At 68.2% G+C, this 21,889-nt stretch carries 14 protein-coding genes and 1 pseudogene; 9 read left to right on the forward strand and 6 right to left on the reverse strand.

From position 1 onward, the window contains the following. The first annotated feature begins 257 nt into the window (after nucleotides 1-257). Nucleotides 258-503 carry a hypothetical protein gene (locus ACWPN3_RS13220; protein ID WP_109447340.1) on the forward strand — a complete coding sequence of 82 codons (246 nt, stop codon included), beginning with the start codon at nucleotides 258-260 and terminating at the stop codon, nucleotides 501-503. 46 nt (nucleotides 504-549) lie between these two features. Here ACWPN3_RS13220 and ACWPN3_RS13225 read toward each other — a convergent pair whose 3' ends face one another. From ACWPN3_RS13225 to ACWPN3_RS13235, 3 genes and pseudogenes are all read right to left on the reverse strand, one after another. After that, complete coding sequence (locus ACWPN3_RS13225) at nucleotides 550-4,347, reverse strand: response regulator (protein WP_492239609.1); 3,798 nt, start codon at nucleotides 4,345-4,347, stop codon at nucleotides 550-552. Continuing rightward, nucleotides 4,344-5,779 (reverse strand): annotated as a pseudogene (locus ACWPN3_RS13230) (sigma-54-dependent transcriptional regulator). The gene ACWPN3_RS13225 and the pseudogene ACWPN3_RS13230 overlap by 4 nt, the downstream one beginning before the upstream one ends. A 182-nt stretch (nucleotides 5,780-5,961) precedes the next feature. Then, a complete protein-coding gene (locus tag ACWPN3_RS13235; protein ID WP_492261474.1) occupies nucleotides 5,962-6,732 on the reverse strand; it encodes an FCD domain-containing protein in 771 nt (256 codons plus the stop codon). A gap of 480 nt (nucleotides 6,733-7,212) precedes the next feature. On the opposite strand from ACWPN3_RS13235, the gene ACWPN3_RS13240 reads away from it, so the two are divergent. The 6 genes from ACWPN3_RS13240 to ACWPN3_RS13265 all read left to right on the forward strand — a co-directional run bounded on the left by ACWPN3_RS13240 (nucleotide 7,213) and on the right by ACWPN3_RS13265 (nucleotide 14,970). After that, on the forward strand, nucleotides 7,213-8,889 hold the full coding sequence (locus tag ACWPN3_RS13240) for an L-lactate permease (protein ID WP_492239608.1): 1,677 nt from the start codon (nucleotides 7,213-7,215) through the stop codon (nucleotides 8,887-8,889). Between the two features lie 79 nt (nucleotides 8,890-8,968). Then, nucleotides 8,969-11,827, forward strand: coding sequence for an FAD-binding and (Fe-S)-binding domain-containing protein (locus ACWPN3_RS13245; RefSeq protein WP_492239607.1), 2,859 nt, complete (start codon nucleotides 8,969-8,971; stop codon nucleotides 11,825-11,827). Between the two features lie 40 nt (nucleotides 11,828-11,867). Further along, complete coding sequence (locus ACWPN3_RS13250; protein ID WP_492239606.1) at nucleotides 11,868-12,617, forward strand: (Fe-S)-binding protein; 750 nt, start codon at nucleotides 11,868-11,870, stop codon at nucleotides 12,615-12,617. Next, on the forward strand, nucleotides 12,607-14,031 hold the full coding sequence (locus ACWPN3_RS13255; protein WP_492239605.1) for a LutB/LldF family L-lactate oxidation iron-sulfur protein: 1,425 nt from the start codon (nucleotides 12,607-12,609) through the stop codon (nucleotides 14,029-14,031). The genes ACWPN3_RS13250 and ACWPN3_RS13255 overlap by 11 nt, the downstream gene beginning before the upstream one ends. Then, the gene (locus ACWPN3_RS13260) at nucleotides 14,024-14,686 is read left to right on the forward strand and encodes a LutC/YkgG family protein (RefSeq protein ID WP_492239604.1); all 663 of its coding nucleotides are present in this window, start codon (nucleotides 14,024-14,026) and stop codon (nucleotides 14,684-14,686) included. The genes ACWPN3_RS13255 and ACWPN3_RS13260 overlap by 8 nt, the downstream gene beginning before the upstream one ends. Further along, the gene (locus tag ACWPN3_RS13265) at nucleotides 14,683-14,970 is read left to right on the forward strand and encodes a hypothetical protein (protein WP_492239603.1); all 288 of its coding nucleotides are present in this window, start codon (nucleotides 14,683-14,685) and stop codon (nucleotides 14,968-14,970) included. Before ACWPN3_RS13260 ends, ACWPN3_RS13265 begins: the two co-directional genes overlap by 4 nt. Here ACWPN3_RS13265 and ACWPN3_RS13270 read toward each other — a convergent pair. Continuing rightward, a complete protein-coding gene (locus ACWPN3_RS13270; RefSeq protein ID WP_492239602.1) occupies nucleotides 14,913-16,214 on the reverse strand; it encodes a D-amino acid dehydrogenase in 1,302 nt (433 codons plus the stop codon). The two genes, ACWPN3_RS13265 and ACWPN3_RS13270, sit on opposite strands and share 58 nt — an antisense overlap. Nucleotides 16,215-16,474: 260 nt before the next feature. Between ACWPN3_RS13270 and ACWPN3_RS13275 the strand changes: the two genes are divergently transcribed. After that, nucleotides 16,475-18,004 carry a sigma 54-interacting transcriptional regulator gene (locus ACWPN3_RS13275; RefSeq protein WP_492239601.1) on the forward strand — a complete coding sequence of 510 codons (1,530 nt, stop codon included), beginning with the start codon at nucleotides 16,475-16,477 and terminating at the stop codon, nucleotides 18,002-18,004. 21 nt (nucleotides 18,005-18,025) lie between these two features. Here the strand turns inward: ACWPN3_RS13275 and ACWPN3_RS13280 are convergent, their stop codons facing one another. Together ACWPN3_RS13280 and ACWPN3_RS13285 are read right to left on the reverse strand one after the other, a co-directional pair. After that, the gene (locus tag ACWPN3_RS13280; RefSeq protein ID WP_492239600.1) at nucleotides 18,026-18,814 is read right to left on the reverse strand and encodes a zinc-ribbon domain-containing protein; all 789 of its coding nucleotides are present in this window, start codon (nucleotides 18,812-18,814) and stop codon (nucleotides 18,026-18,028) included. Nucleotides 18,815-18,982: 168 nt separating this feature from the next. After that, nucleotides 18,983-20,632 (reverse strand): electron transfer flavoprotein-ubiquinone oxidoreductase, encoded by a 1,650-nt coding sequence (locus tag ACWPN3_RS13285; protein WP_492239599.1) that lies wholly within the window; start codon nucleotides 20,630-20,632, stop codon nucleotides 18,983-18,985. 152 nt (nucleotides 20,633-20,784) lie between these two features. On the opposite strand from ACWPN3_RS13285, the gene ACWPN3_RS13290 reads away from it, so the two are divergent. Beyond that, the gene (locus ACWPN3_RS13290) at nucleotides 20,785-21,687 is read left to right on the forward strand and encodes a uracil-DNA glycosylase (RefSeq protein WP_492239598.1); all 903 of its coding nucleotides are present in this window, start codon (nucleotides 20,785-20,787) and stop codon (nucleotides 21,685-21,687) included. The last annotated feature ends 202 nt before the right edge of the window (nucleotides 21,688-21,889 follow it).

The following is a 21,889-nucleotide window of genomic DNA, read 5'->3' on the forward strand; positions in this document are numbered from 1 at the left end:
CACACTCCTTGCTGGCCGGCTGGGCGGCGGCTCGCGGCCTCCGCTGCCGGACCTTGGTGGTTGGCCCGACTTTGGCACGCATTGGGACTGCGCGCTTCGACACCCTGCGGGGTGCCACGCCGTCTTCTCCCGGTCCCCTTGGACGGGGACGTCTTCCTTCAACCCTCCGAAGGATAGGCCGGACGCGGAACACGCACCCGTCCTGGTCGTTCGACTCCTCCGGAAGATTGTAGAGGCAGAAGATAGCAGAGGACATCATGACCGACACGCCTCAAACGCGCACCCCCTCCGAAGGAATGCCCCAGCCGAAGAAATCCGATGCGAAATCCGGCGCGGACACCCATGACCAGACCCCGGCCGGCGAGCGCTCCCCGCGCGAGGACATGACGAAGACGCCGGGCGACGGCACGCTGCAGGACGCCACCCCGGCCGGATTGTCGTCGAAGGAGCTGCGGGAACGGGCGGAGGACACCGACGGCTCGACCCAGCCCGGCACCGGCTGACGCCGGCCACGGACGGTCCCGGCGCACCGGCTTCAGCCCGGCGGTCTCACGCCACTGGCCGCGGCACGCCGGTGCGCTCGCGCAAGCTCCGCTCCAACCGGGCGGCCTCGCGCAACAGGACCGGCAGAAGCCGGGCCGCCTGATCCCTGTCGTCGTTGCGGCAGAGAACCTCCATGCGCCAGGCGATGTGCATGACCGCCATGCCGCCGAAGCTGCCGGCGAGACTGGACAGGTCGTGCGCCTCCTGGGCCAGCGCGCGCAGGTCGACGGTGCCGGCCGACATGGCATCATCCATCGCCGACAGCCGCTCCAGCCGGTGCGAGACATCCTCAAGGAAGCTGTCGACGATCAGCGCCAGACTGTCGGCGCCCACCGTTTCCACCAGATCGTCCAGCACCTCCCCATCCAGCGCCTCGCCATCCCCGCCGCTGCCATCATCATTCCCGGCGGCGCTGCCCCGATCGCTCCCAATGCCTGCCTCCGCCGCAACGGCCGGCGGCTCCGCCGTGCCGATCCAGCGATCCAGCGCGGACAGCAGGCCGGCGCGGCTGATCGGCTTGGTCAGATAGTCGCTCATGCCTGCACGCAGACACAGTTCGCGCGTTCCGGGCATGGCATCGGCGGTCAGGGCGATGATGGGCAGGCCGGCCAGCGCGCCGCCGCGTGCGCGGATCGCCTGGGCGGCTTCCAGCCCGTCCATTCCCGGCATCTGCACATCCATCAGCACCAGATCGATGCCGCCGCGGCAGGCCGCCGCCACCGCCTGCCCGCCGTCCTCCGCCACCTCCACCGTGTAGCCCAGCCGGCGCAGCAGGGTGGTGGCGAACAGCTGGTTGGTGCGGTTGTCCTCCGCCAGCAGGATACGGCCGCGGCGGGGCGGGTCCTCCACCTTCGCTTCGGCCGAAGGAGCGGCAGATGCGGCGGGAGACGCGGCGGCCAACAGCCCGGTCAGGCAGGCGGCCAGCGAACTCTGGCGCAGCGGACGGTTCAGGGTCGCATGGGCCAGACCGGGCGCCGGCCCGCTTTCGCCGCGCACCGCCGGCCCCAGCGTGACGATCAGCACGCGCCGCGTCCCGATCAGTGCCGGGTCGCCGGCAACCGTCGCCAGCAGCACGTCGCCGCCCATGCCGGGCATGGTCTGGTCGGCCAGCACCACGTCGAAGGGATGGCCGCCGGCCGCCCGGCGCCGCAACGCCTCCAGCGCGTCGGCCCCGTTTTCCACACAGGTCGGCCGGGCGCCCAGGCTGTCGAGCATCGAGGCCAGCACCCTGCGGTTCACCGCCAGATCGTCCACCACCAGCACGCTGCGACCGGCCAGCAGCTGTTCGGCCGGCGGCAACGCCTCTTCCGACAGGGCCAGCGGCAGGTCGACAAGGAAACGGCTGCCGATGCCAAGGCTGCTTTCCACCGCGATGCTGCCGCCCATCAGTTCCGACAACTGGCGGCAGATTGCCAGCCCAAGGCCGGTGCCGCCGAACTTGCGGGTGATCGAGCCGTCCACCTGCTGGAACTTGTTGAACAGGGTCGGCATCGCCTCGGCGGGGATGCCGATGCCGGTATCCGTCACGGTGATGCGCATCACCAGATGGGCGTCGGTGACGTCCAGCACTTCCAATTCCACCGCGACGGAGCCTTGATCGGTGAATTTCACCGCATTGCCGACCAGATTGACCAGAATTTGCCGGATGCGGGTCGGATCGCCCAGCAGGGTACGGCGCAGCAGCGGATCGATGTAGAAGCCGATCTCGATCCCCTTCTCGTGCGCGCGAGGCGTCAGCAGTTCCACCACCCCTTCCACCAGATCGGCGGCGTCGAAGGGCAGCGTTTCGATGGTGACGCGGCCGGCCTCCAGCTTGGAGATGTCGAGGATGTCGTTGATGATGGTCAGCAGTGCATTGGACGAGCTGCGGATGGCCTGGGCGAACTGGCGCTGCTCGTCGGTCAGCGGTGTGTCGAACAGCAGCTCCGTCATGCCCTGGATGCCGTTCATCGGCGTGCGGATCTCGTGGCTCATCGCCGCCAGGAATTCCGATTTCGCCTGGGTCGCCGCCTCGGCACGGGCGCGCAGGGCGTCGGCCTCCTCGCGGGCGGCGTCGAGCCCTTCGGCCAGCGCGCACATGTCGGCGGCCTGGCACTGCAACTCCGCCTCGAAGCGCTTGCGCTCGGTGATGTCGGTGCGGGTGCAGACCAGCGAGCCGTTGCTGGTCCGGTTCTCCGCCACCACGATCCAGCGGCCGTCGGGCAGTTCCCGCTCGAACGGCGCACTGGGGTTGCGGTGCTGGGCCAGTTCGGCCTGGATCCAGGTTTCATCGTTCGGCCCGTCCGGATTGCCGGCGAACTCGCCGTTCGCCACGGCGGCGCGCAGAATATCTTCGAACGGGCGGCCGGGAACCATCAGCGGCGCCGTCAGCGGATGGGCTTCGCGATAGCGCTCGTTGCACAGAATCAGCCGGTCGTCGGCATCGAAATAGGCCAACCCCTCCGGCACCGCTTCGATCGCATCGTCCAGCGTCTGCTTGGCGAGCCTCAGCTCCTCTTCCGTCAGCTTGTCGCGCGAGATGTCGGTATGGGCGCCGACCATGCGCACGACGCGCCCCTCGGCGTCGCGGATGTGGATGGCGCGGCTGAGGATGTAGACGGTGTGGCCCTGCTTGTGGCGGAAGCGCTGCACCGCCTCGAATTTCGGGATCAGCCCGGCATTGTAGGCGCGGACCATCTCCAGCGCGGCGATCCGGTCCTCCTCGAAGATCAGGCCGGCCCACATGTCCAGGCTGTTTGCCAGTTCGCAGTCGCGGTAGCCGAGCTGCTCCTTCCAGGTGGGGGAGAACCGAATCCCGCCGCTTTCCAGATTCCAATCCCAGATGCCGTCCCGCGTCGCCTGGACGGTGAGGTCGAGAAGCTCGCGGTTCGACCGCAGTTCCGCCTCCTCCCGCTTGGCCTCGGTGATGTCCTGGACGACACCGAGCAGGCCGACCGGCCGGCCATCGTCGCCGCATTCGGCCATGCCGCGGACGAAGACATGGCGCAGCGAACCGTCGGGCCGGATGACGCGCGCCTCGATCGAAAACCCCTCGCCGGTCTTCCGTGCGCGCTCGACCAGATCGGCCAGAGGCTTGCGGTCGTCGGGGTGGTAGCAGGCGCGCGACAGCTCGACGGTCGGCTGTTGCTGCTGCGGCGGCAGGCCCAGGATGCGATAGACCTCGTCGGACCAGCGGCGGGCATCGGTGACGAAGTCGATGTACCAGTGGCCGAACTGGCCGATCTCCTCGGCGAGATTCAGCAGGCGCGACCGGTCGCGCAGCTCAGCTTCCGCCCGCTCGCGCCGGGTAACCTCGCGGCGCAGCGTCATCTCGTCCACCACCAGCCGGGCGAGCTGGGCCAGCGTCTCCGCCTCGCGGGCATCGAAGCTGTCACGGGGCCTGTCGTCGATGACGCACAGCGTCCCCAGCTTCCGCCCGTCCGCCACCAATGGCGCACCGGCATAGAAGCGGATGTGGGGGTCGCCGGTGACCAGCGGATTTCCGGCGAACCGCCGGTCCTTGGTCGCGTCGGGCACCACCAGCACGCCGTCGTCCAGAATGGCATGGGCGCAGAAGGCGAAGTCGCGGTGGGTTTCCGTCGCCTCCAGCCCGGCGCGGCTCTTGAACCACTGGCGGTCGCGGTCGATCAGCGACACCAGCGCGATGCGGGTCCGGAAGAAATGTTGGGCCAGCCGGGTGATGTTGTCGAACCCCGGCTCGGGCGGCGTATCGAGGATGCAGTAGGAGTGCAGAACCGCCAGCCGGCCGCCCTCATCGGGCGGCAGGGCCGCCGGCACCGGCCCCCCGACCGGATCCGCACTCACGCAGCCGTCTCCCCGGCGCTGCGGCCGTCGGCGATACGCCACTGCTGGAGCTTGCGGTAGATGGTGGAGGGGCTGATCTCCAGTATCAGCGCGGCGCGCGGTACATCGTCGCCGGTCAGCCGCAGCGCCTTCCGGATCATCTCCTTCTCGACCTGCCACAACGGCTGCACGGCGTCGTCCCCTTCCGGCAGGTCGGCGGGCGGCGAACCGCAGGCGGTGCAGGCGGCAGCGGAGCCATCCGGGCCGGCCATCGGCGGCAGCATGTCGAGGGTGACCTGCGGCCCGTCGTTCAGGACCACGACGTTGCGGATGACATTCTGCAATTGCCGCACATTGCCCGGCCAGTCATGGGCGCGCAGCCTCGCCTCCACCTCCGGCGTGAAGGCCGCCAGCGCCTTCCCCTCCTCCCGCGCATAGTCGGACAGGAAGGAGCGGGCGATCTCGATCACGTCGTCGCCGCGGTCGCGCAGCGGCGGCAGGGCCAGCGGGATGACGTGCAGGCGGTAGTAGAGAATCCTCCCGGAAACGGGCGGCCTGCACCTCCGCCAGCGGATCGCGGTTGGTGGCGGCGACGAAGCGCACGTCCACCCGCTCCTCCCGGCCGCTGCCGACGGGGTTGACCGTGCCGGTCTGGACGAAGCGCAAAAGCTTGCTCTGCAAGTCGAATGGCATCTCGCAGATCTCGTCCAGGAACAGCGTGCCGCCGTCGGCCAGCAGCGCCGCACCCGGCCGGTCGCCGGACGCACCGGTGAAGGCGCCCTTCACATGGCCGAAGATCTCCGATTCCAACAGGTCCTTGGGAATCGCGGCACAGTTCAACGCGACGAAGGCACCGTCGCGCCTGGGGCTGGCGCGGTGGATGGCCTGGGCCGCCACCTCCTTGCCGGTTCCGCTTTCGCCGGTGATGAAGACGTTGGCCCGGCTGGCGGCCACGCTCTCGATTGTGCGGTAGACCGCCTGCATCTCGGGCGAGCTGCCGATGAAGCCATGGAAGCGCCCGCGGTCCAGAATCCTTGCGGTATCCCTCCACCATGCGGGCCAGGGTCCGGCGCTCCAGCGCGTTGCGCAGGGTCAGGTTCAGCCGGTCGGCGTTGAAGGGCTTCACGATGAAATCGAAGGCGCCGAGCTTCATCGCCTCCACCGCCAGATCGATGGAGCCATGGGCGGTGATGATGACCACCGACACGCTTGCGTCGCGGGCATGCAGCGCCTGCAACACCTCCAGCCCGTCCATGTCCGGCAGCTTCAGGTCGAGGATCACCGCATCGGGCGGGGAGGCCGCCGCCGCGTCCAGCGCTTCGCCCCCGCGGGTGCAATGCACGACCTCGTGCGCATCGGCGCGCAGGAACTCGATGTAGAGCTTGGCGAGCGGGACCGTATCCTCGATCAGCAGGATCCGGCGCTTCTTGGAAGAGGACGAGGAAGTGGACAAGGAAGACAAGGGCGGCACTCGGGCAGAGTGGATAAGGCAAGTCCAGTCGGGCAGGCGGCGACACTGAGCGAAGCCACAGTGTAACCCGGCCAAGGGCTTGCCGCCAGTCAGGGCAATCCCACAGACACAGTGCCTTCGCCATGACGCCCCGCCGGGCAGAGATCCGGAGCGGTCCGGCTCCTCTACACCCCGCTGTCGATCAGGTCGGTCCGCCCGATCCGCCGCAGCCAGACCTGGACGCGGGCATTGTGCTCGCGGATCTCGCGCAGGGTCTGCAAGGTGAATTCCACATGGGCCTCCGCCGCCGCGCTCGCCGCCGCCGCGTCGCCGTCCAGCACCGCATTGGCGATGGCCAGATGCTGTTGCAGCAGCAACTCGCGCACGCCCGGCCGGGAATAGAGGTCGGTGCGGTTGTAGAACACGTCGTTGCGCAGCAGGTCCGACAGCGTCCGCATGATGTGCAACATGACGACGTTGTGCGCCGCCTCGTAGATCGCCAGATGCAGGTCGGCGTCCGAATCCGCCTCTTCGGAGCTGTCGTCCTTGCCATGGGCGGCCTGCATGCGGGCGACGATCTCGCGGATGCCGTCGCGGTCGAGATCGGTCGCCCGCTGGGCCGCCAAGCCGGCCGCCGCCGCCTCGATGGAACGGCGGAACTCCAGATAGTCGAAGGACGCGTCCGGCTTGTTGCGCATCAGCGTCATCAGCGGATCGGCGATCTGCGACAGGAAGCTGGCGACATGGGTGCCGCCGCGCCCGCTGACCAGCAGACCACGTTCCTCCAGCTTGGCGATGGCGTCGCGCAGCGACGGGCGCGACACATCCAGCTTCACCGCCAGTTCGCGTTCGGCAAGCAGCTTCTCCCCCGGACGCAGTGCGCCTTCCAGGATCAGCCGTTCCAGATGCTCGGCAATGGCGTCGGCCAGCTTGGCCGGTTTGATCGTCCCCTGCATTGGGTGGGCGGCCTCTCCCTGTACGTCCCGACCCTCTTCAATAGCGATGGACGGAACAGGCGTCCAGAGCGGCGGCGAACGGCAGGGTCGCACCCCCCTACCAAAGTTGGTCGGCTGACAAACAATTCAGCCATTGCACAGTCTGGTAAAATATTTTATCCAACACGCACCGTATGGATAAGAGATGTCCATCGCCGCCGGAATGGCAAGGGGTTTTCCCCAAACCGGCCGGGGCGGAAAGTGCATCCACAACGTACCGGGACAGGACGGACCAGCACCCGCAAGGGCGCATCCGCACCGCGAGCATCGGGGCCGCAAGACCCCGGCGGCGGTGAACGCCTCAGCTTTGCCGAACATCCGGCCTTCCTCCCGCGCCGTCCTCCAGGCGCGGGCAGGGTCGAGTGCGGCCAAAACAAGGCCAACCCTCTCTCGGGACACCGTTCGGACCGACATCACTCCCCGAGAAGGAGACCCCTGACGATGAGCTGGTCGCAAGTCTACGACCCGATGAACAACATCTGGCTGTCGACGCTGTTCGCGTCGCTGCCGGTCCTGGTGATGCTGGGCGGCCTCGGCATCTTCCACATGAAGGCGCACCGCGCGGCCTTGGCTGGCTTGGCGACCGCGCTGGCGGTGGCCGTCGCCGTGTTCGGCATGCCGGTGGCGATGGCGGGAAGAACCGCGCTGCTGGGTGCGGCTTACGGTCTGCTGCCGATCGGCTGGATCGTCGTCAACATCATCTTCCTCTATCACCTGACCGAGCAGCGCGGTCAGTTCAAGATCCTGCAGGAAAGCATCACCGGCATCACCAACGACCGCCGGCTCCAGCTCCTGCTGATCGCCTTCTGCTTCGGCGCCTTCTTCGAGGGTGCCGCCGGCTTCGGCACCCCGGTCGCCGTGACCGGCGCCATGCTGATCGGTCTGGGCTTCACCCCGCTGGCAGCCTCGGGCCTGTCGCTGATCGCCAACACCGCCCCGGTCGCCTACGGCGCGCTCGGCACGCCGGTGCTGGCGCTGGCGGCGGTCACCGGCCTGCCGCTGCTGGACCTGTCGGCGATGATCGGTCGGCAGCTGCCCTTCTTCTCGGTCCTGGTGCCCTTCTGGCTGATCGTCGCCTTCGCTGGCTGGCGCGGCATGATCCAGATCTGGCCCGCCATCCTGGTCGCCGGCGTGTCCTTCGCCGTGCCGCAATATCTGGTGTCGAACTACCACGGCCCCTGGCTGGTGGACGTCGCCGCCGCCATCGTCTCGCTGGTCTCGGTCACCCTGTTCCTGAAGGTCTGGCACCCGAAGGCGATCTGGCACACCGCCGGCGGGGCGTCCGCGCTCACGCAGGGTGTCGGCGCCGCCGTGGTCCAGGGCGAGGCGCGCCGCAGCCACGGCTACAGCGCCGCCGAAGTCCGCCGCGCCTGGATGCCCTGGGCGATCCTCAGCGTGCTGGTCTTCCTGTGGGGCATCCCGGAGGTCAAGGCGTTCCTCGACGGCGTGTCGATCTTCAAGTTCCCGATCGACGGCCTGCACAACATGGTGATGCGCGTCCCCCCGGTGGTGGCCAAGGCCCATCCGGAGGCCGCCGTCTTCACGCTGAACTGGCTGTCGGCTACCGGCACCGGCATCTTCATCGCCGCCGTCATCTCCGGCTTCCTGATGGGCTATTCGCCGGTCGAGATGGTGAAGACCTATGGCCGCACCCTCTACGCCATCCGCAACTCGCTGCTGACCATCTCGGCGATGCTGGCGCTCGGCTACACCACCCGCTACTCGGGCCTCGACACCACGCTGGGCCTCGCCTTCGCCAACTCCGGCTTCCTCTACCCGTTCTTCGGCACCTTTCTGGGCTGGCTCGGCGTGGCGCTGACCGGGTCGGACACGGCATCCAACGTTCTGTTCGGCAGCCTGCAAAAGGTGTCGTCGGAACAGCTCGGCCTGCCGCCGACGCTGATGGCCGCCGCCAACAGCTCCGGCGGCGTGATGGGCAAGATGATCGATGCCCAGAGCATCGTCGTCGCCGCCGTCGCTACCAAGTGGCATGGACATGAGGGCAAGATCCTGCGCTTCGTCATCTGGCACTCGCTGGCGCTGACCGCGCTGGTCGGCCTGCTGGTGATGGCGCAGGCCTATCTCTGGCCCTTCACCGCCATGGTCATCGGCCGCTAAGCGGCCTGTGGTGATCGGCCGCTCAGCGGCCGATCCCTCCACTTCCACGTCCTCCTCCCCCAAGCAGGAGCCGCCGCCAATGCTGCCCGCCCCTTACGACCGTGTGCTGGCCGAGCTTCAGCCCGTCATCCCGCAGGCAAGGCTGGTCACCGATCCGCTGCGCACGCTGGCCTACGGCACCGACGCCAGCTTCTACCGGCTGATCCCGAAGATCGTGGCGCTGGTGGAAACGGAGGAGGAGGTGGTGCGGCTGCTGCGCATCACCCGCGGGCACGGCGTGCCGGTGACCTTCCGCGCCGCCGGCACCAGCCTGTCGGGCCAAGCGGTCAGCGACAGCGTGCTGGTGGTGCTGGGGGACGGCTGGCGGGGCTGCACCATCGGCCCGGCCGCAGCCACCGTCACCCTGCAACCCGGCGTGATCGGGGCGGAGGCGAACCGCCGCCTCGCCCCGCTGGGCCGCAAGATCGGCCCCGATCCGGCTTCCATCGCCACGGCGAAGATCGGCGGCATCGCCGCCAACAACGCCAGCGGCATGTGCTGCGGCACCGCGCAGAACAGCTACCGCACGTTGGAGTCGATGCGGCTGGTGCTGGCCGACGGCACGGTGCTGGACACCGCGGATGCGGCCAGCCGCCGTGACTTCCAGCGAAGCAATGGCGGGTTGCTCGACCGGCTGGCGGCGCTGGGATCCCGCACCCGCGCCGACGAGGCGCTGGCGACCCGCATCCGCGACAAGTTCCGCATCAAGAACACTACCGGCTACAGTCTGAACGCCCTGGTGGATTACGAGGACCCGGTCGACATCCTCCAGCACCTGATGATCGGGTCGGAAGGCACGCTGGGCTTTATCTCCGCCATCACGCTGCGCACCGTGCCGGAGCATCCGCACAAGGCCAGCGCGCTGCTGTTCTTCCCCAACATCGCCGAGGCCTGCCGCGCGGTGGCCCTGCTGAAGGCCGCCCCGGTCGACGCCGCCGAGCTGATGGACCGCGCCTCGCTCCGCTCCATCCAGGACAAGCCGGGCATGCCGCCGCAGATCCGCGGCTTCGGCCCCGAGGTGGCGGCCGTGCTGGTGGAGACCCGCGCCGAGAGCGCCGCGGCGCTGGACTCCAACGTGGCGGAGATCGCCGCGGTGCTGGCCGGCTACGTCACCATCGGCGATACGAGCTTCACCACCGACGCCAAGGCCTGCGAAGGCTTCTGGAAGATCCGCAAGGGCCTGTTCCCGGCGGTCGGCGCCATCCGCCAGACCGGCACCACCGTCATCATCGAGGACGTCGCCTTCCCCCTGCCCCGGCTGGCCGAGGCGACGCGCGAGCTGCAGGCGCTGTTCGAGCGCCACGGCTACCGCGAGGCGATCATCTTCGGCCACGCGCTGGAAGGAAACCTGCACTTCGTCTTCACCCAGGCCTTCGACACCCAGGCGGAGATCGACCGCTACCGCCGCTTCATGGACGATGTCGCGGAACTGGTGGTGACCCGTTACGACGGCTCGCTGAAGGCGGAGCACGGCACCGGCCGCAACATGGCTCCCTTCGTCGAGATGGAATGGGGTCCGCAGGCCTATGGGCTGATGAAGGAGATCAAGGATCTCTTCGACCCCGACGGGCTGCTGAATCCGGGCGTCATCCTGAACGGCGACCCGCAGGCCCACCTGAAAAACCTCAAGCCGCTGCCGCCGGCCGACCCGCTGGTCGACACCTGCATCGAGTGCGGGTTCTGCGAACCGACCTGCCCGTCCCACCGCCTCACCCTGTCGCCGCGCCAGCGCATCGTCGGCCGGCGCGAGATGGCGCGGCTGGAGACCGCCGGTGACGATGCCGGGCGTCTGGCCGAGATCGGCGCCGCCTACGATTACCAGGGCATCGACACCTGCGCCGCCTGCGGCCTGTGCGCCACCGCCTGCCCGGTGGGGATCGAGACCGGGCTTCTGATCAAGTCCATGCGCGGCGAGCGCCGTGGCGCCGTGGCCCGCAAGGCGGGCGCGCTGGTCGCCGACCATATGGAAGGGACGCTGGGCCTCGCCCGCACCGGCCTGCGTCTGGCCGATCTTGCCCGCCGCACGCTCGGGCATGGCGTGGCCGAAGCCGCGGCCCGCGTGCTGACCGGCGGAGGACTGCCCTCGCTGCCGCGCAGCCTGCCGACCGCCGCGACCTTCTCGCCAAAGGCGGAGGCGATCACCGACGACGACGTGCCGACGGTGGTCTATGCCCCCAGCTGCGTCAGCCGGACCATGGGCCCGGCCGTCGGCGATCCGCAGCAGCGCCCGCTGCCCGAGGTCGTCGAATCGGTGATGCGCAAGGCCGGCTTCCGCATCCTCTATCCGGAAGCGGCTGACGGCCAGTGCTGCGGCATGCCGCTGGAAAGCAAGGGGCTGATCGAGGCCGCCGACGCCAAGGCCGACGCCATGCTGGCGGCGCTGTCGAAGGCGAGCCGGGGCGGCCTCTACCCGGTGGTGATGGACACCAGCCCCTGCGCCCTGCGGCTGAAGAAGCGGCTGACCGACGCGGGGCTGCGCATCCTCGACGTGGCGGAGTTCCTCGGCGAGTTCGCCCTGCCCCGCCTGGACATCGCGAAGACGGCCGAGCCGGTGATGCTGCACCTGACCTGCTCCACCCGCCGGATGGGCCTGGACGGCGCCTTGACCGCGGTGGCGAAGGCCTGCGCCGAGACGGTGGTGGTGCCGCCCGATGTCGGCTGCTGCGGCTTCGCCGGCGACAAGGGCTTCACCACGCCGGAACTGAACGCCCATGCGCTCCGCCACCTGCCGGCCACGGTGCCGGAGGGTTGCGCGTCCGGCTACTCCACCAGCCGCACTTGCGAGATCGGCCTGTCCGACAAGGCGGGCGTGCCCTACCGCTCCATCGTCTATCTGGTCGACGCCTGCGCGACGGCGAAGGTGGAGGAGAAGGCGAGGGTGGCCGAACCGGCCTTCTGAACGACGCCCGCCGACAAGATTATTCCTGAGGAAGCGCCCGATGTCCGCGATCCCCAAGCCCGCCCGCGTCTATTACTTCGGCACCTGTCTCGTCGACCTGTTCTTTCCCGATGCCGGGATGGCGGGGATCGAGCTGTTGCAGTCGCAGGGCCTGACCGTCGTCTTCCCGCAGGGGCAGAGCTGCTGCGGCCAGCCCGCCTACAATTCCGGCTACCGCGCCGACGCGCTGAAGGTCGCCCGCGCCCAGTTGGACCTGTTCCCCGGCGACGATCCCATCGTCGTGCCGTCGGGCTCCTGCGCCGGCATGATGAAGAAGCATTGGCCCGACCTGTTCCACGGCGAGCCGGACGAGGCCAAGGCGGTGCAGGTGGCGGCCCGCGTCTGGGAACTGACCCAGTTCCTGGTCCATGCGCTGGATGTCCGGCTGGCAGACAAGGGCGAGCCGGTGCGCGTCACCTGGCACGCCTCCTGCCATGCCCAGCGCGAGATGGGCGTGGTCGAGGAACCGAAGGCGCTGCTGCGCCAGCTCGCCAATGTCGAGCTGGTCGAGCTGAAGCGGGAGAAGGAATGCTGCGGCTTCGGCGGCACCTTCGCCGTGCGCCATCCGGAGATCTCGGCCGCGATGGTCGGCGACAAGGTGGCGGACATCGAGGGCACCGGCGCCGCCCGGGTGGTGTCGGGTGACTGCGGCTGCCTGCTGAACATCACCGGCGCGCTGGAGGCCGGCGCCAAGGCCGCACGCGGCCAGCACATCGCCGAGTTCCTGAAGGAGCGCATCCATGGACGGTAACGCACCGGATTTCGCCGCCGCCTCGCGCACGGCGCTGGCCGACCCGCAGCTGCGCGGCAATTTCCGCCGTGCCATGGATGGCTTGATGAGCAAGCGCGCCGCGCAGTTCGCCGATGCCGGCGAATGGACCGGTGTGCGGGCGCTGGCCGCCTCGGTCCGGCTGCGCGCCCTGTCGAAGCTGCCGGAACTGCTGGAGACGCTGGAGGAAAACTGCACCCGCAACGGCATCACCGTCCATTGGGCGGCCACGACTGCGGAGGCCAACGCCATCGCCCTCGACATCCTGCACCGGGTCGACGCCAAGCTGGTGGTCAAGGGCAAGTCGATGGTTACGGAGGAGATGCACCTGAACGCCGTTCTCGAAAAGGACGGTATCGAGGTGCTGGAAAGCGACCTCGGCGAATACATCGTGCAGCTTGACGGCACCATGCCGTCGCACATCATCATGCCGGCGATCCACCTGAACACCAAGCAGATCGCCCATCTGTTCAAGCGCAAGATCAAGGACGCTGAGAGCCGCGAGGACGCGGCCTACCTGACCGACCTTGCCCGCCGGGTTCTGCGCGCCAAGTTCCAGGCCGCCGATGTCGGCATGTCCGGCGTCAACGCCGCGGTGGCGGAAACCGGCACCCTCTGCCTGATCGAGAATGAAGGCAACGGCCGCATGTGCACCACGGTGCCGCCGGTCCACATCGCCTTCATGGGGCTGGAGAAGGTGGTGGAAAAGCTGGAGGACGTAACGCCGGTCATCAGCCTGCTTCCGCGCTCCGCCACCGGCCAGCCGATCACCACCTACGTCAACATGATCTCCGGTCCACGCCGGCCAAGCGAGAAGGACGGCCCGCGCGAGGTGCATCTGGTCATCCTCGACAATGGCCGCTCCAGCATCTACGCCGACCCGGAACTGCGCGACACGCTGCGCTGCATCCGCTGCGGCGCCTGTATGAACCATTGCCCGGTCTACACCAAGGTCGGCGGCCACGCCTATGAGGCCCCCTATCCCGGCCCCATCGGCAAGATCCTGGTGCCACAGATCGAGGGGCTGGAGAAGCGCGGCGCCATGCCCCATGCCTGCACCATGTGCAACGCCTGCGTCGAAATCTGCCCGGTGAAGATCCCCATTGTCGAGATCATGGGACGGCTGCGGGTCGAGGCAGTGAAGCCCAGCGGTGCGGTGAAGGACGGCGGCGCCAAGGCCAGCCGGACGGAAGCGATGGTATGGAGCGGCTGGGCGGCGATGAACGCCTCGCCAACCGCCTACCGCGTCGCCACGCTGGCGATGAGCAAACTCGGCAATGCGGCGCCGTCGTCTCTGCCGATGCTGAAAGAGTGGACGAACGTCCGCACCAAGCCGCGCTTTGCCGGCCGCACCCTGCACGACCTCGCCCGCGCCAAGGGGGTTCCCGATGTCTGACGCCCGCAACTCGATCCTGACGAAACTGCGCAGGACGCGCGACGCCCACCCGCTCACCCCGCCGGCCTCGGATTTCGCGCCGATCGAGGCGAAGCGCTGGGCGGAGGAGGAGCGGCTGCCCCGCATCCGCCGCCTGATGGAGGCGGTGCATACCGAGTTTCTCGACGCGACCGAGGCCGATTGGCCGGCGGTGCTGCGCGAGTTCCTGGCGCGCGAAGGGGTGGGGTCGCTGGTCTATGCGCCGGCGACGGAGGCGGGGACGCGGCTGGTCGAGGGGTGGGGCACGGGTTCCACCGCCCTGATCCCCTACGACCGCCCGCTGGAAGACCTCAAACCCCAGTTGTTCGACACAATCGAAGCCGGCCTGACCACCACCCGCGGCGCCATCGCCGAGACGGGCAGCCTGATCCTATGGCCGACGGTCGAGGAACCGCGCACCCTGTCGCTGGTGCCGCACATCCACATCGCGCTGCTGCGTGCGGATGCCCTCTACGACACCTTCCTGCAAGCCATGCGCGAGCAGGGATGGGCGCAGGCGATGCCGACCAACGTGCTGCTGGTGTCCGGTCCCAGCAAGACCGCCGACATCGAGCAGACCCTGGCCTATGGCGTCCACGGGCCGAAGAGGCTGGTCGTCCTGGTGGTCCATCCGTGACGGCCCGTCCCACAGCGGAACCGCCAACCCGCCTCTACGAGGCGATCCTGCATCTCAGGCGCCTCGGCCACCGGGTGGAGAAATGCGAAGGGCGGCGTGGGCGACATCGGCTGGATGGGGCCGAGATCACCGACGCCGCCCTTCTCGAGCTGGCGATGACCCGCGTCCGCCGTGCGGCGCGGGTCACATATTCAAATCAGGCAGGCCAGGGTCAGGCCAGCCCAGGTCAGGCCGGACGCACCGCCGCCGGGCGCGACACCGCCACCGACGGCTTGCGGCCATAGCGGTCGACGCCGAGGCCTTCCATGTCGATCTCGGTCTGGCGGCCACTGACCACGTCGGCCAGCACGCGGGCGGAACCGGCGGACATCGTCCAGCCCAGCGTGCCGTGACCGGTGTTGAGGTAGAGGTTGCGGACATTGGTCGTCCCCAGGATCGGCGTGCCGTCCGGGGTGTTCGGGCGCAAGCCGGTCCAGAACTCCGCCTTCGACAGGTCGCCGCCCTTCGGGAACAGGTCGCTGACCACATGGTCCAGCGGACCGCGGCGGCTCGCGCGCATGCTGAGGTCGAAGCCCGACAGTTCCGCCGTGCCACCGACGCGGATGCGGTCGCCGAGGCGGGTAACGGCGATCTTGTGCGTCTCGTCCATCACCGTCGATTCCGGGGCATGGGCGGCGTCGGTGATCGGCAGGGTCAGCGAATAGCCCTTCACCGGATAGACCGGCAGGTCGATGCCCAGCGGCTTCACCAGCTTGGGCGAATAGCTGCCCATGGCGACGATGTAGCTGTCGGCGGTCAGAGTGCCCTGGTCGGTCAGCACCCCGGTGATCTTGCGGCCGTCGCTCTCCAACCCGCGGATGGAGACGCCGTAGCGGAACTCCACCCCGCGCTTGGCGGCATAGGCGGCCAGCTTGTTGGTGAACTGGAAGCAATCGCCGGTCTCGTCGCCCGGCAGATGCAGCGCGCCGACCAGCTTGTCCTTCACATGGGCCAGAGCCGGCTCGACCGAGGTCAGGCCGTCGCGGTCGAACAGGCTGTAGGGAACGCCGTAGCGCTCCAGCACCGCCATGTCGTAGCCGGCGGCGTCCATCTGCTTCTGGGTGCGGAAGACCTGCAGCGTGCCCTGTGTGCGCTCGTCATAAGTGATGCCGGTCTCGGCGCGGAGCGCCTTCAGGCAGTCGCGGCTGTATTCGGCGACGCGGACCATGCGGCTCTTGTTCAGCTGGTAGCTCGCCTCGTTGGCGTTGGCCAGCAGCTTCAGGCACCAGGACCACATCGCCGGATCCAGCTTCGGCCGGATCACCAGCGGCGAGTGCTTCATCATCATCCACTTGGCGGCCTTCAGCATCAACCCCGGCGCCGCCCAGGGAGCGGAATAGCCCGGCGACACCTCGCCCGCGTTGGCGTAGCTGGTCTCCAGCGCCGGACCGGCCTGACGGTCGATCACGGTCACCTCATGCCCGGCGCGCGCCAGATAATAGGCGGTGGTGACACCGATGACGCCGCTGCCCAGAACGATCACGCGCATGAGACTGGCTCCCCCTAGGGATGGATGACTTCGCTTGGATGAATGGATCGCAAACACCATGCCAATCCTGGAAATGGCGGATTTGCTGCAATGCAGCCGGACCAGCGGGTGATGGGGTGTATGGATATGTTTACAGGGAGGCGGTCTATCCGGTCTGAGATGTTGAAGATCAACGGTTTGAAGCGGTGTAAAGATTTTGATACGGCGTAACGATATGTGTACAGTGAGTGCCGGTCGTCCCCATTGCCACCGGCAAGCCCATGCGCATCGAAGTCACCTTCACCGACCGCGTCGGCATCGCCCATGAGATCCTCGCCGTGCTGGCGTTGCGCCGGCTCAATGTGGTCGGGGTCGAGGTCGACCCGCCGCTGATCCACATCGACGCCCCCGGCCTCGATCCGGCGGCCCTGCCCGCCCTGTCCGACGCGCTGCAGGGCATTGCAGGGGTACGGTCGGTGGCGGCCATCGACATGCTGCCGGGCACGCGGCGGCGGCTGCATCTGGATGCGCTGCTCGCCGCCCTGCCCGACCCGGTGCTGGCGGTCGACCGTGCGGCCCGTGTCGTGGTGGCGAGTGCGGCCGCCGCCCAGGTCGCCGGACTGCCGGAGTCGCGCCTCGCCGGCCTCGATCTCGGCGTGCTGTTCGGCGAACCGGGCCTGACGAGCGAGCTGACCGCAGGCGGCTTCCGCATGTCGGGGCGCGAGGTCACATTGAACGGCCAGCCCTTCCTGCTGGAGGTGACGCCCATCGTCGATGTCGAGGCGGCAGGCGCCGTCATCACCCTGTTCACCCCGTCGCGCCTCGGCGAGCGGTTGGACGCCATCCAGAATTTCGACGAGGGCGGCTTCGACCGCATCCTCGGTGAATCGCCGCCGGTCAGGGCGCTGAAGGCACGCGCCGCACGCGTCGCCGCGATGGAGGCGCCGCTGCTGATCCTGGGCGAGACCGGCACCGGCAAGGAGTTGATCGCCCACGCCTGCCATCGCGCCAGCCCGCGCCGGGACAAGCCATTCCTGGCACTGAACTGCGCCGCCGTGCCGGAGAATCTGGCGGAGAGCGAGCTGTTCGGCTACGCCCCCGGCTCCTTCACCGGGGCGCAACGCGGCGGCAAGCCCGGCCTGCTGGAACTGGCCCATGGCGGCACCGTCTTCCTCGACGAGATCGGCGAGATGTCGGCCTATCTCCAGGCCAAGCTGCTGCGTTTCCTCAATGACGGCAGCTTCCGCCGGGTAGGCGGCGAGCGCGAGCAGAAGGTGGATGTCCGCGTCATCAGCGCCACCCACCGCTCGCTGGAGGCAATGGTCGCCGACCACAGCTTCCGCGAGGATTTGTTCTACCGCCTCAACGTGCTGACGCTGGACGTCCCGCCCCTGCGCGACCGCGGACAGGACATCCTGCTGCTGGCCCGCCATTTCATCGCCCGCGCCGCGGCGCAGGCCCGACGCCCGCCCGGCCGGCTGACCCCGGCGGCGGCGGCGGCGCTGCTCGCCAACCGCTGGCCGGGCAATGTTCGGCAGTTGGAGAACGTCATCTTCCGTGCCGTGACGATGAGCGACGGCGGCACGCTGGATGCCGCCGATCTGGAGCTGGCCGGCGCCGGCATGCAAGCAGCCGAACTGCCGGCAGAGGATGCCGGTAGTTGGGAGGATGCGGTGGACGGGTTCGAGCGGACGCTGCTGCGGCGGCTCTACCCCCGCTTCCCATCCAGCCGCAAGCTGGCGGCGCGGCTGAACACCTCGCACACCATGATCGCCAACAAGCTGCGGAAATACGGCATTCCGGAGCGGTGAAGAGTGCCGCCCCGATCCGGTTCAGTGGCCCTTGGCCGGGGCCGCATGCTTTTCGGGAGCCGGCTTCGCAGCAGCCGGTTTTTCCGGGGTTTTCTCGGCAGGTTTCTCGGCAGCGGGCGGCTCCAGACCGGGAGGCGGACCGCCGAAGGTGATCGTCACTTCGGTCACCGGGCCGGGATCGGGCTGGGTGTGGCGAAATCCAGCCGCGGCGCCGGGGCCGAGCGTTTCGGCCGACTGCTCGATGGCCCAGCTTTGCAGCAGCTTGTGCTCCGGACCGAAGGTGTTGACGCGCAGCGGCGGCAGCGTGCGCTCGGTGTCGGTCTTGTTGGCGACCTCCCCCTCCAAAAGCAGGACGGTCTTCCCGCCTTCGAGCTTCTGTTCCGAGCGGATGTTGCGCAGCTCCAGCCCGAAACCCGGCTGTTCGGCCGGCATGCCGATGGCGTCATAGAGCAATGCCGCGGGCGGCCAGCTGCGGACGATGGCATCGCGGGCGAAATAGGCGCCGGCGGCGGAACCGGCGACCAGCAGCCCCAACACCGCAAAACCAACCACGGTGCTGCGGGACGGCTTGGCACGCGGGGCCTTGGGTGGCTTGATCTTGGCTTTTCCAGCGGCATTGGCCGCTTTTGCAGGCTTTGCGGGCCGGAGTTCTGTCAGGGCATCGGGAATGACCGGCTCAAGCTCCGCCCGGTCGGGCATCTGCCACCAGGTGTGGCCGCAGCGGGCACAACGAACCTTCCGGCCATCCTGCCCGATCGATTCGTCGGACAGGGTGTAGCGCGTCGAACAGGTCGGACAGGAAACGATCATCGCGCCGTCGCAGAGAGGTTACCACTTGCCTTATAGATAGGAGTGGCGCGCGGCGCAACCGGCACCCGCGGGGTGGTGCCGGTCATCCATCTGCATGTGGCTTCGGCGCATGCACCCGCCCCCTCCGACCTGCGGCGAAGCCGTGGGAGGGAGGAGGGCGGAAGCCTCTTACATGCCGCCCGGATAGTTCGGCCCCCCGCCGCCTTCCGGCACGACCCAGTTGATGTTCTGGGTGGGGTCCTTGATGTCGCAGGTCTTGCAGTGGACGCAGTTCTGCGCGTTGATCTGCAGACGCGGATCGCTGCCGTCGTCGTTGCGGACGATCTCGTACACGCCGGCCGGGCAGTAGCGCTGCTCCGGCGCATCGTAGAGCGCCAGATTGACGCTGATCGGGACCGACTTGTCCTTCAACGTCAGATGCGGCGGCTGGTCTTCCTCATGGTTGGTGTTGGAGAGGTAGACCGAGGACAGCCGGTCGAAGCTGACCTTGCCGTCCGGCTTGGGGTAGGCGATCTTCGGCGCCTCGCTGGCCTTCACCAGGGTGGTGTGGTCGGCGTGGTGCTTCAGCGTCCAGGGCGACTTGCCCTTCAGCCCCGTCTCGTAGGCGGCATTCGCCAGACCGGCCCACAGGCCCTTCTGGAAGCCCGGGCGGATGTTGCGGACGGCGTACAGCTCCGGCCAGACCCAGGACTGCTTCAGACGCTCCGGATAGGCGATGACCTCGGGGCCGTTGTCGGCGCCGCCGGTCAGGTGGTCGAACACCGCCTCGGCCGCGACCATGCCCGACTTCATGGCGGTGTGGTTGCCCTTGATCTTCGGCACGTTCAGGAAGCCGGCACCGTCGCCGATAAGGAGGCCGCCGGGGAAGGTCAGCTTCGGGATCGACTGGAAACCGCCTTCCGACAAAGCGCGGGCGCCATAGGACAGACGCCGGCCGCCTTCGAAGGTCGGGCGGATCGCCGGGTGGGTCTTGTAGCGCTGGAACTCCTCGAACGGGCTCATGTGGGGGTTCCAGTAGTCGAGGCCGACGACGAAGCCGACCGACACCAAATTCCCTTCCATGTGATACAGCCATGACCCGCCATAGGTCTTGGGGTCCATCGGCCAGCCGATGGTGTGGACGATCAGGCCCGGCTTGGACTGGGACGGGTCGACCTCCCACAGCTCCTTGATGCCGATGCCGTAGGTCTGCGGCTGGCAATCGCGGCGCAGGTCGAACCGCTCGAACAGGGTCTTGGTCAGCGACCCGCGGCAGCCCTCGGCGAAAATGGTCTGCTTGGCATGCAGTTCCATGCCGGGCGTGTAGTTGCCGGTCTTCTCGCCGTCCTTGCCGATGCCCATGTCGCCGGTGGCGACACCCTTCACCGCGCCCTTGTCGTCATACAGCACTTCCGCCGCGGCGAAGCCGGGGTAGATTTCCACGCCCAGCTCTTCGGCCTGGGTCGCCATCCAGCGGGCCAGATTGCCCAGGCTGATGATGTAGTTGCCGTGGTTGTTCATCTGCGGCGGGGCGAAAGGCGACTTGTAGGCCTTCGTTTCCGTCAGGAACAGGAAATGGTCTTCGCGCGCCTTGGTGGTGAGGGGGGCGCCCTTTTCCTTCCAGTCCGGGATCAGCTCGTCCAGCGCATGCGGTTCGAAAACGGCGCCGGACAGCAGGTGGGCCCCCACCTCCGACCCCTTCTCGATCACGCAGACGCTGAGTTCCTGCCCGGTCTCGGCCGCGCGCTGCCGCAGACGGATCGCGGCGCTCAGGCCCGACGGGCCGGCGCCGACGATCAGAACATCGTATTCCATGACCTCGCGCGGTTCGCGTTCCATCACCACACTCCCCCACCGTCTTGTTTTGGTACTGTTTCCCTCGGGACGCCCTATGGTCTTTTTGCGGGCGCGTGCTTGTAACACGGTTTGCGCCGCACCCAAATTGGGTATCTGGACATGTAAGACCACACGATCTGTGGTAAGGTCAAACAATGATTGACGTATGCGACATCCTCGACGCGCTGCGCTGGCATGCCGATATCGGCTGCGACGAGGCCATCGGCGACGAGCCGACCGACTGGGCCGCCCTCGCCGCCCGGCCGGTGGCACGCGCACCGTCCGCTGGCGCAGGCATGGCCGGTAGCGCCGCTTCCGGCCATGCCCCAGGGCTCAACGCCATTCCCAACGCGGCGCGCGGCGCCGGCCCGACTCGGGCGCCGGCCCCAGCGGCGGCGCGTCCGGCAACCACCCTCTTCGCTTCGCCCGACCAGCCGCTGGGCGCCAGCGAGGCCGGCATCCAGGCCCGCGCCCGGGCCGGAGAGGCGCAGACGCTGGAGTCTCTGGAAGCGGCCCTGCGCAGCTTCGACGGCTGCCCGCTGAAGGCGACGGCGATGAACACCGTCTTCGCCGACGGCAATCCGCAGGCACAGGTGATGCTGATCGGCGAGGCGCCGGGCGAGGACGAGGACCGGCAGGGCAAGCCCTTCGTCGGGGTCAGCGGCAAGCTGCTGGACCGCATGCTGGCCCAGATCGGGCTGGACCGCAGCGCGGTCTACATCTCCAACATCCTGCCCTGGCGCCCGCCCGGCAACCGCAGCCCGACCCAGGCGGAGATCGCCGCCTGCCTGCCCTTCTTGGAGCGGCATGTGGAGCTGGTGCGGCCCAAGCTGTTGGTGGCGCTCGGCGGCGTTTCGGCCAAGACCCTGCTGAACCGGGCGGAGGGAATCACCCGCCTGCGCGGGCAGTGGCGGACCTACGAGGTCGCCGGGACTTCCGTACCGCTGATGCCGATGCTGCATCCGGCGTACCTGCTGCGCAACCCTATCGCAAAACGGGAGGCGTGGCGGGACATGCTTGCATTGCAGCAAAAGATCGCCGAAGAAGGAATCAAGTAATCGAAAGAGAAAATGGGATGTCACAGGGCTGCCGAAATCGTTCGTATAATTGCGATCGCCGCGCAGCACAAATGTGGCCAGACCATGCCGAAAGGCATTTTCCCAACGGGCTAGAGCCTTTTTCCCATCTCTGTTAAAGCGTTGTAACATCTGGCGAATACCGGAGCCGACACATTCCGAGCGAATCCGTTGCTTGCGGTTC

The organism is Azospirillum sp. UENF 111221, assembly GCF_058780625.1.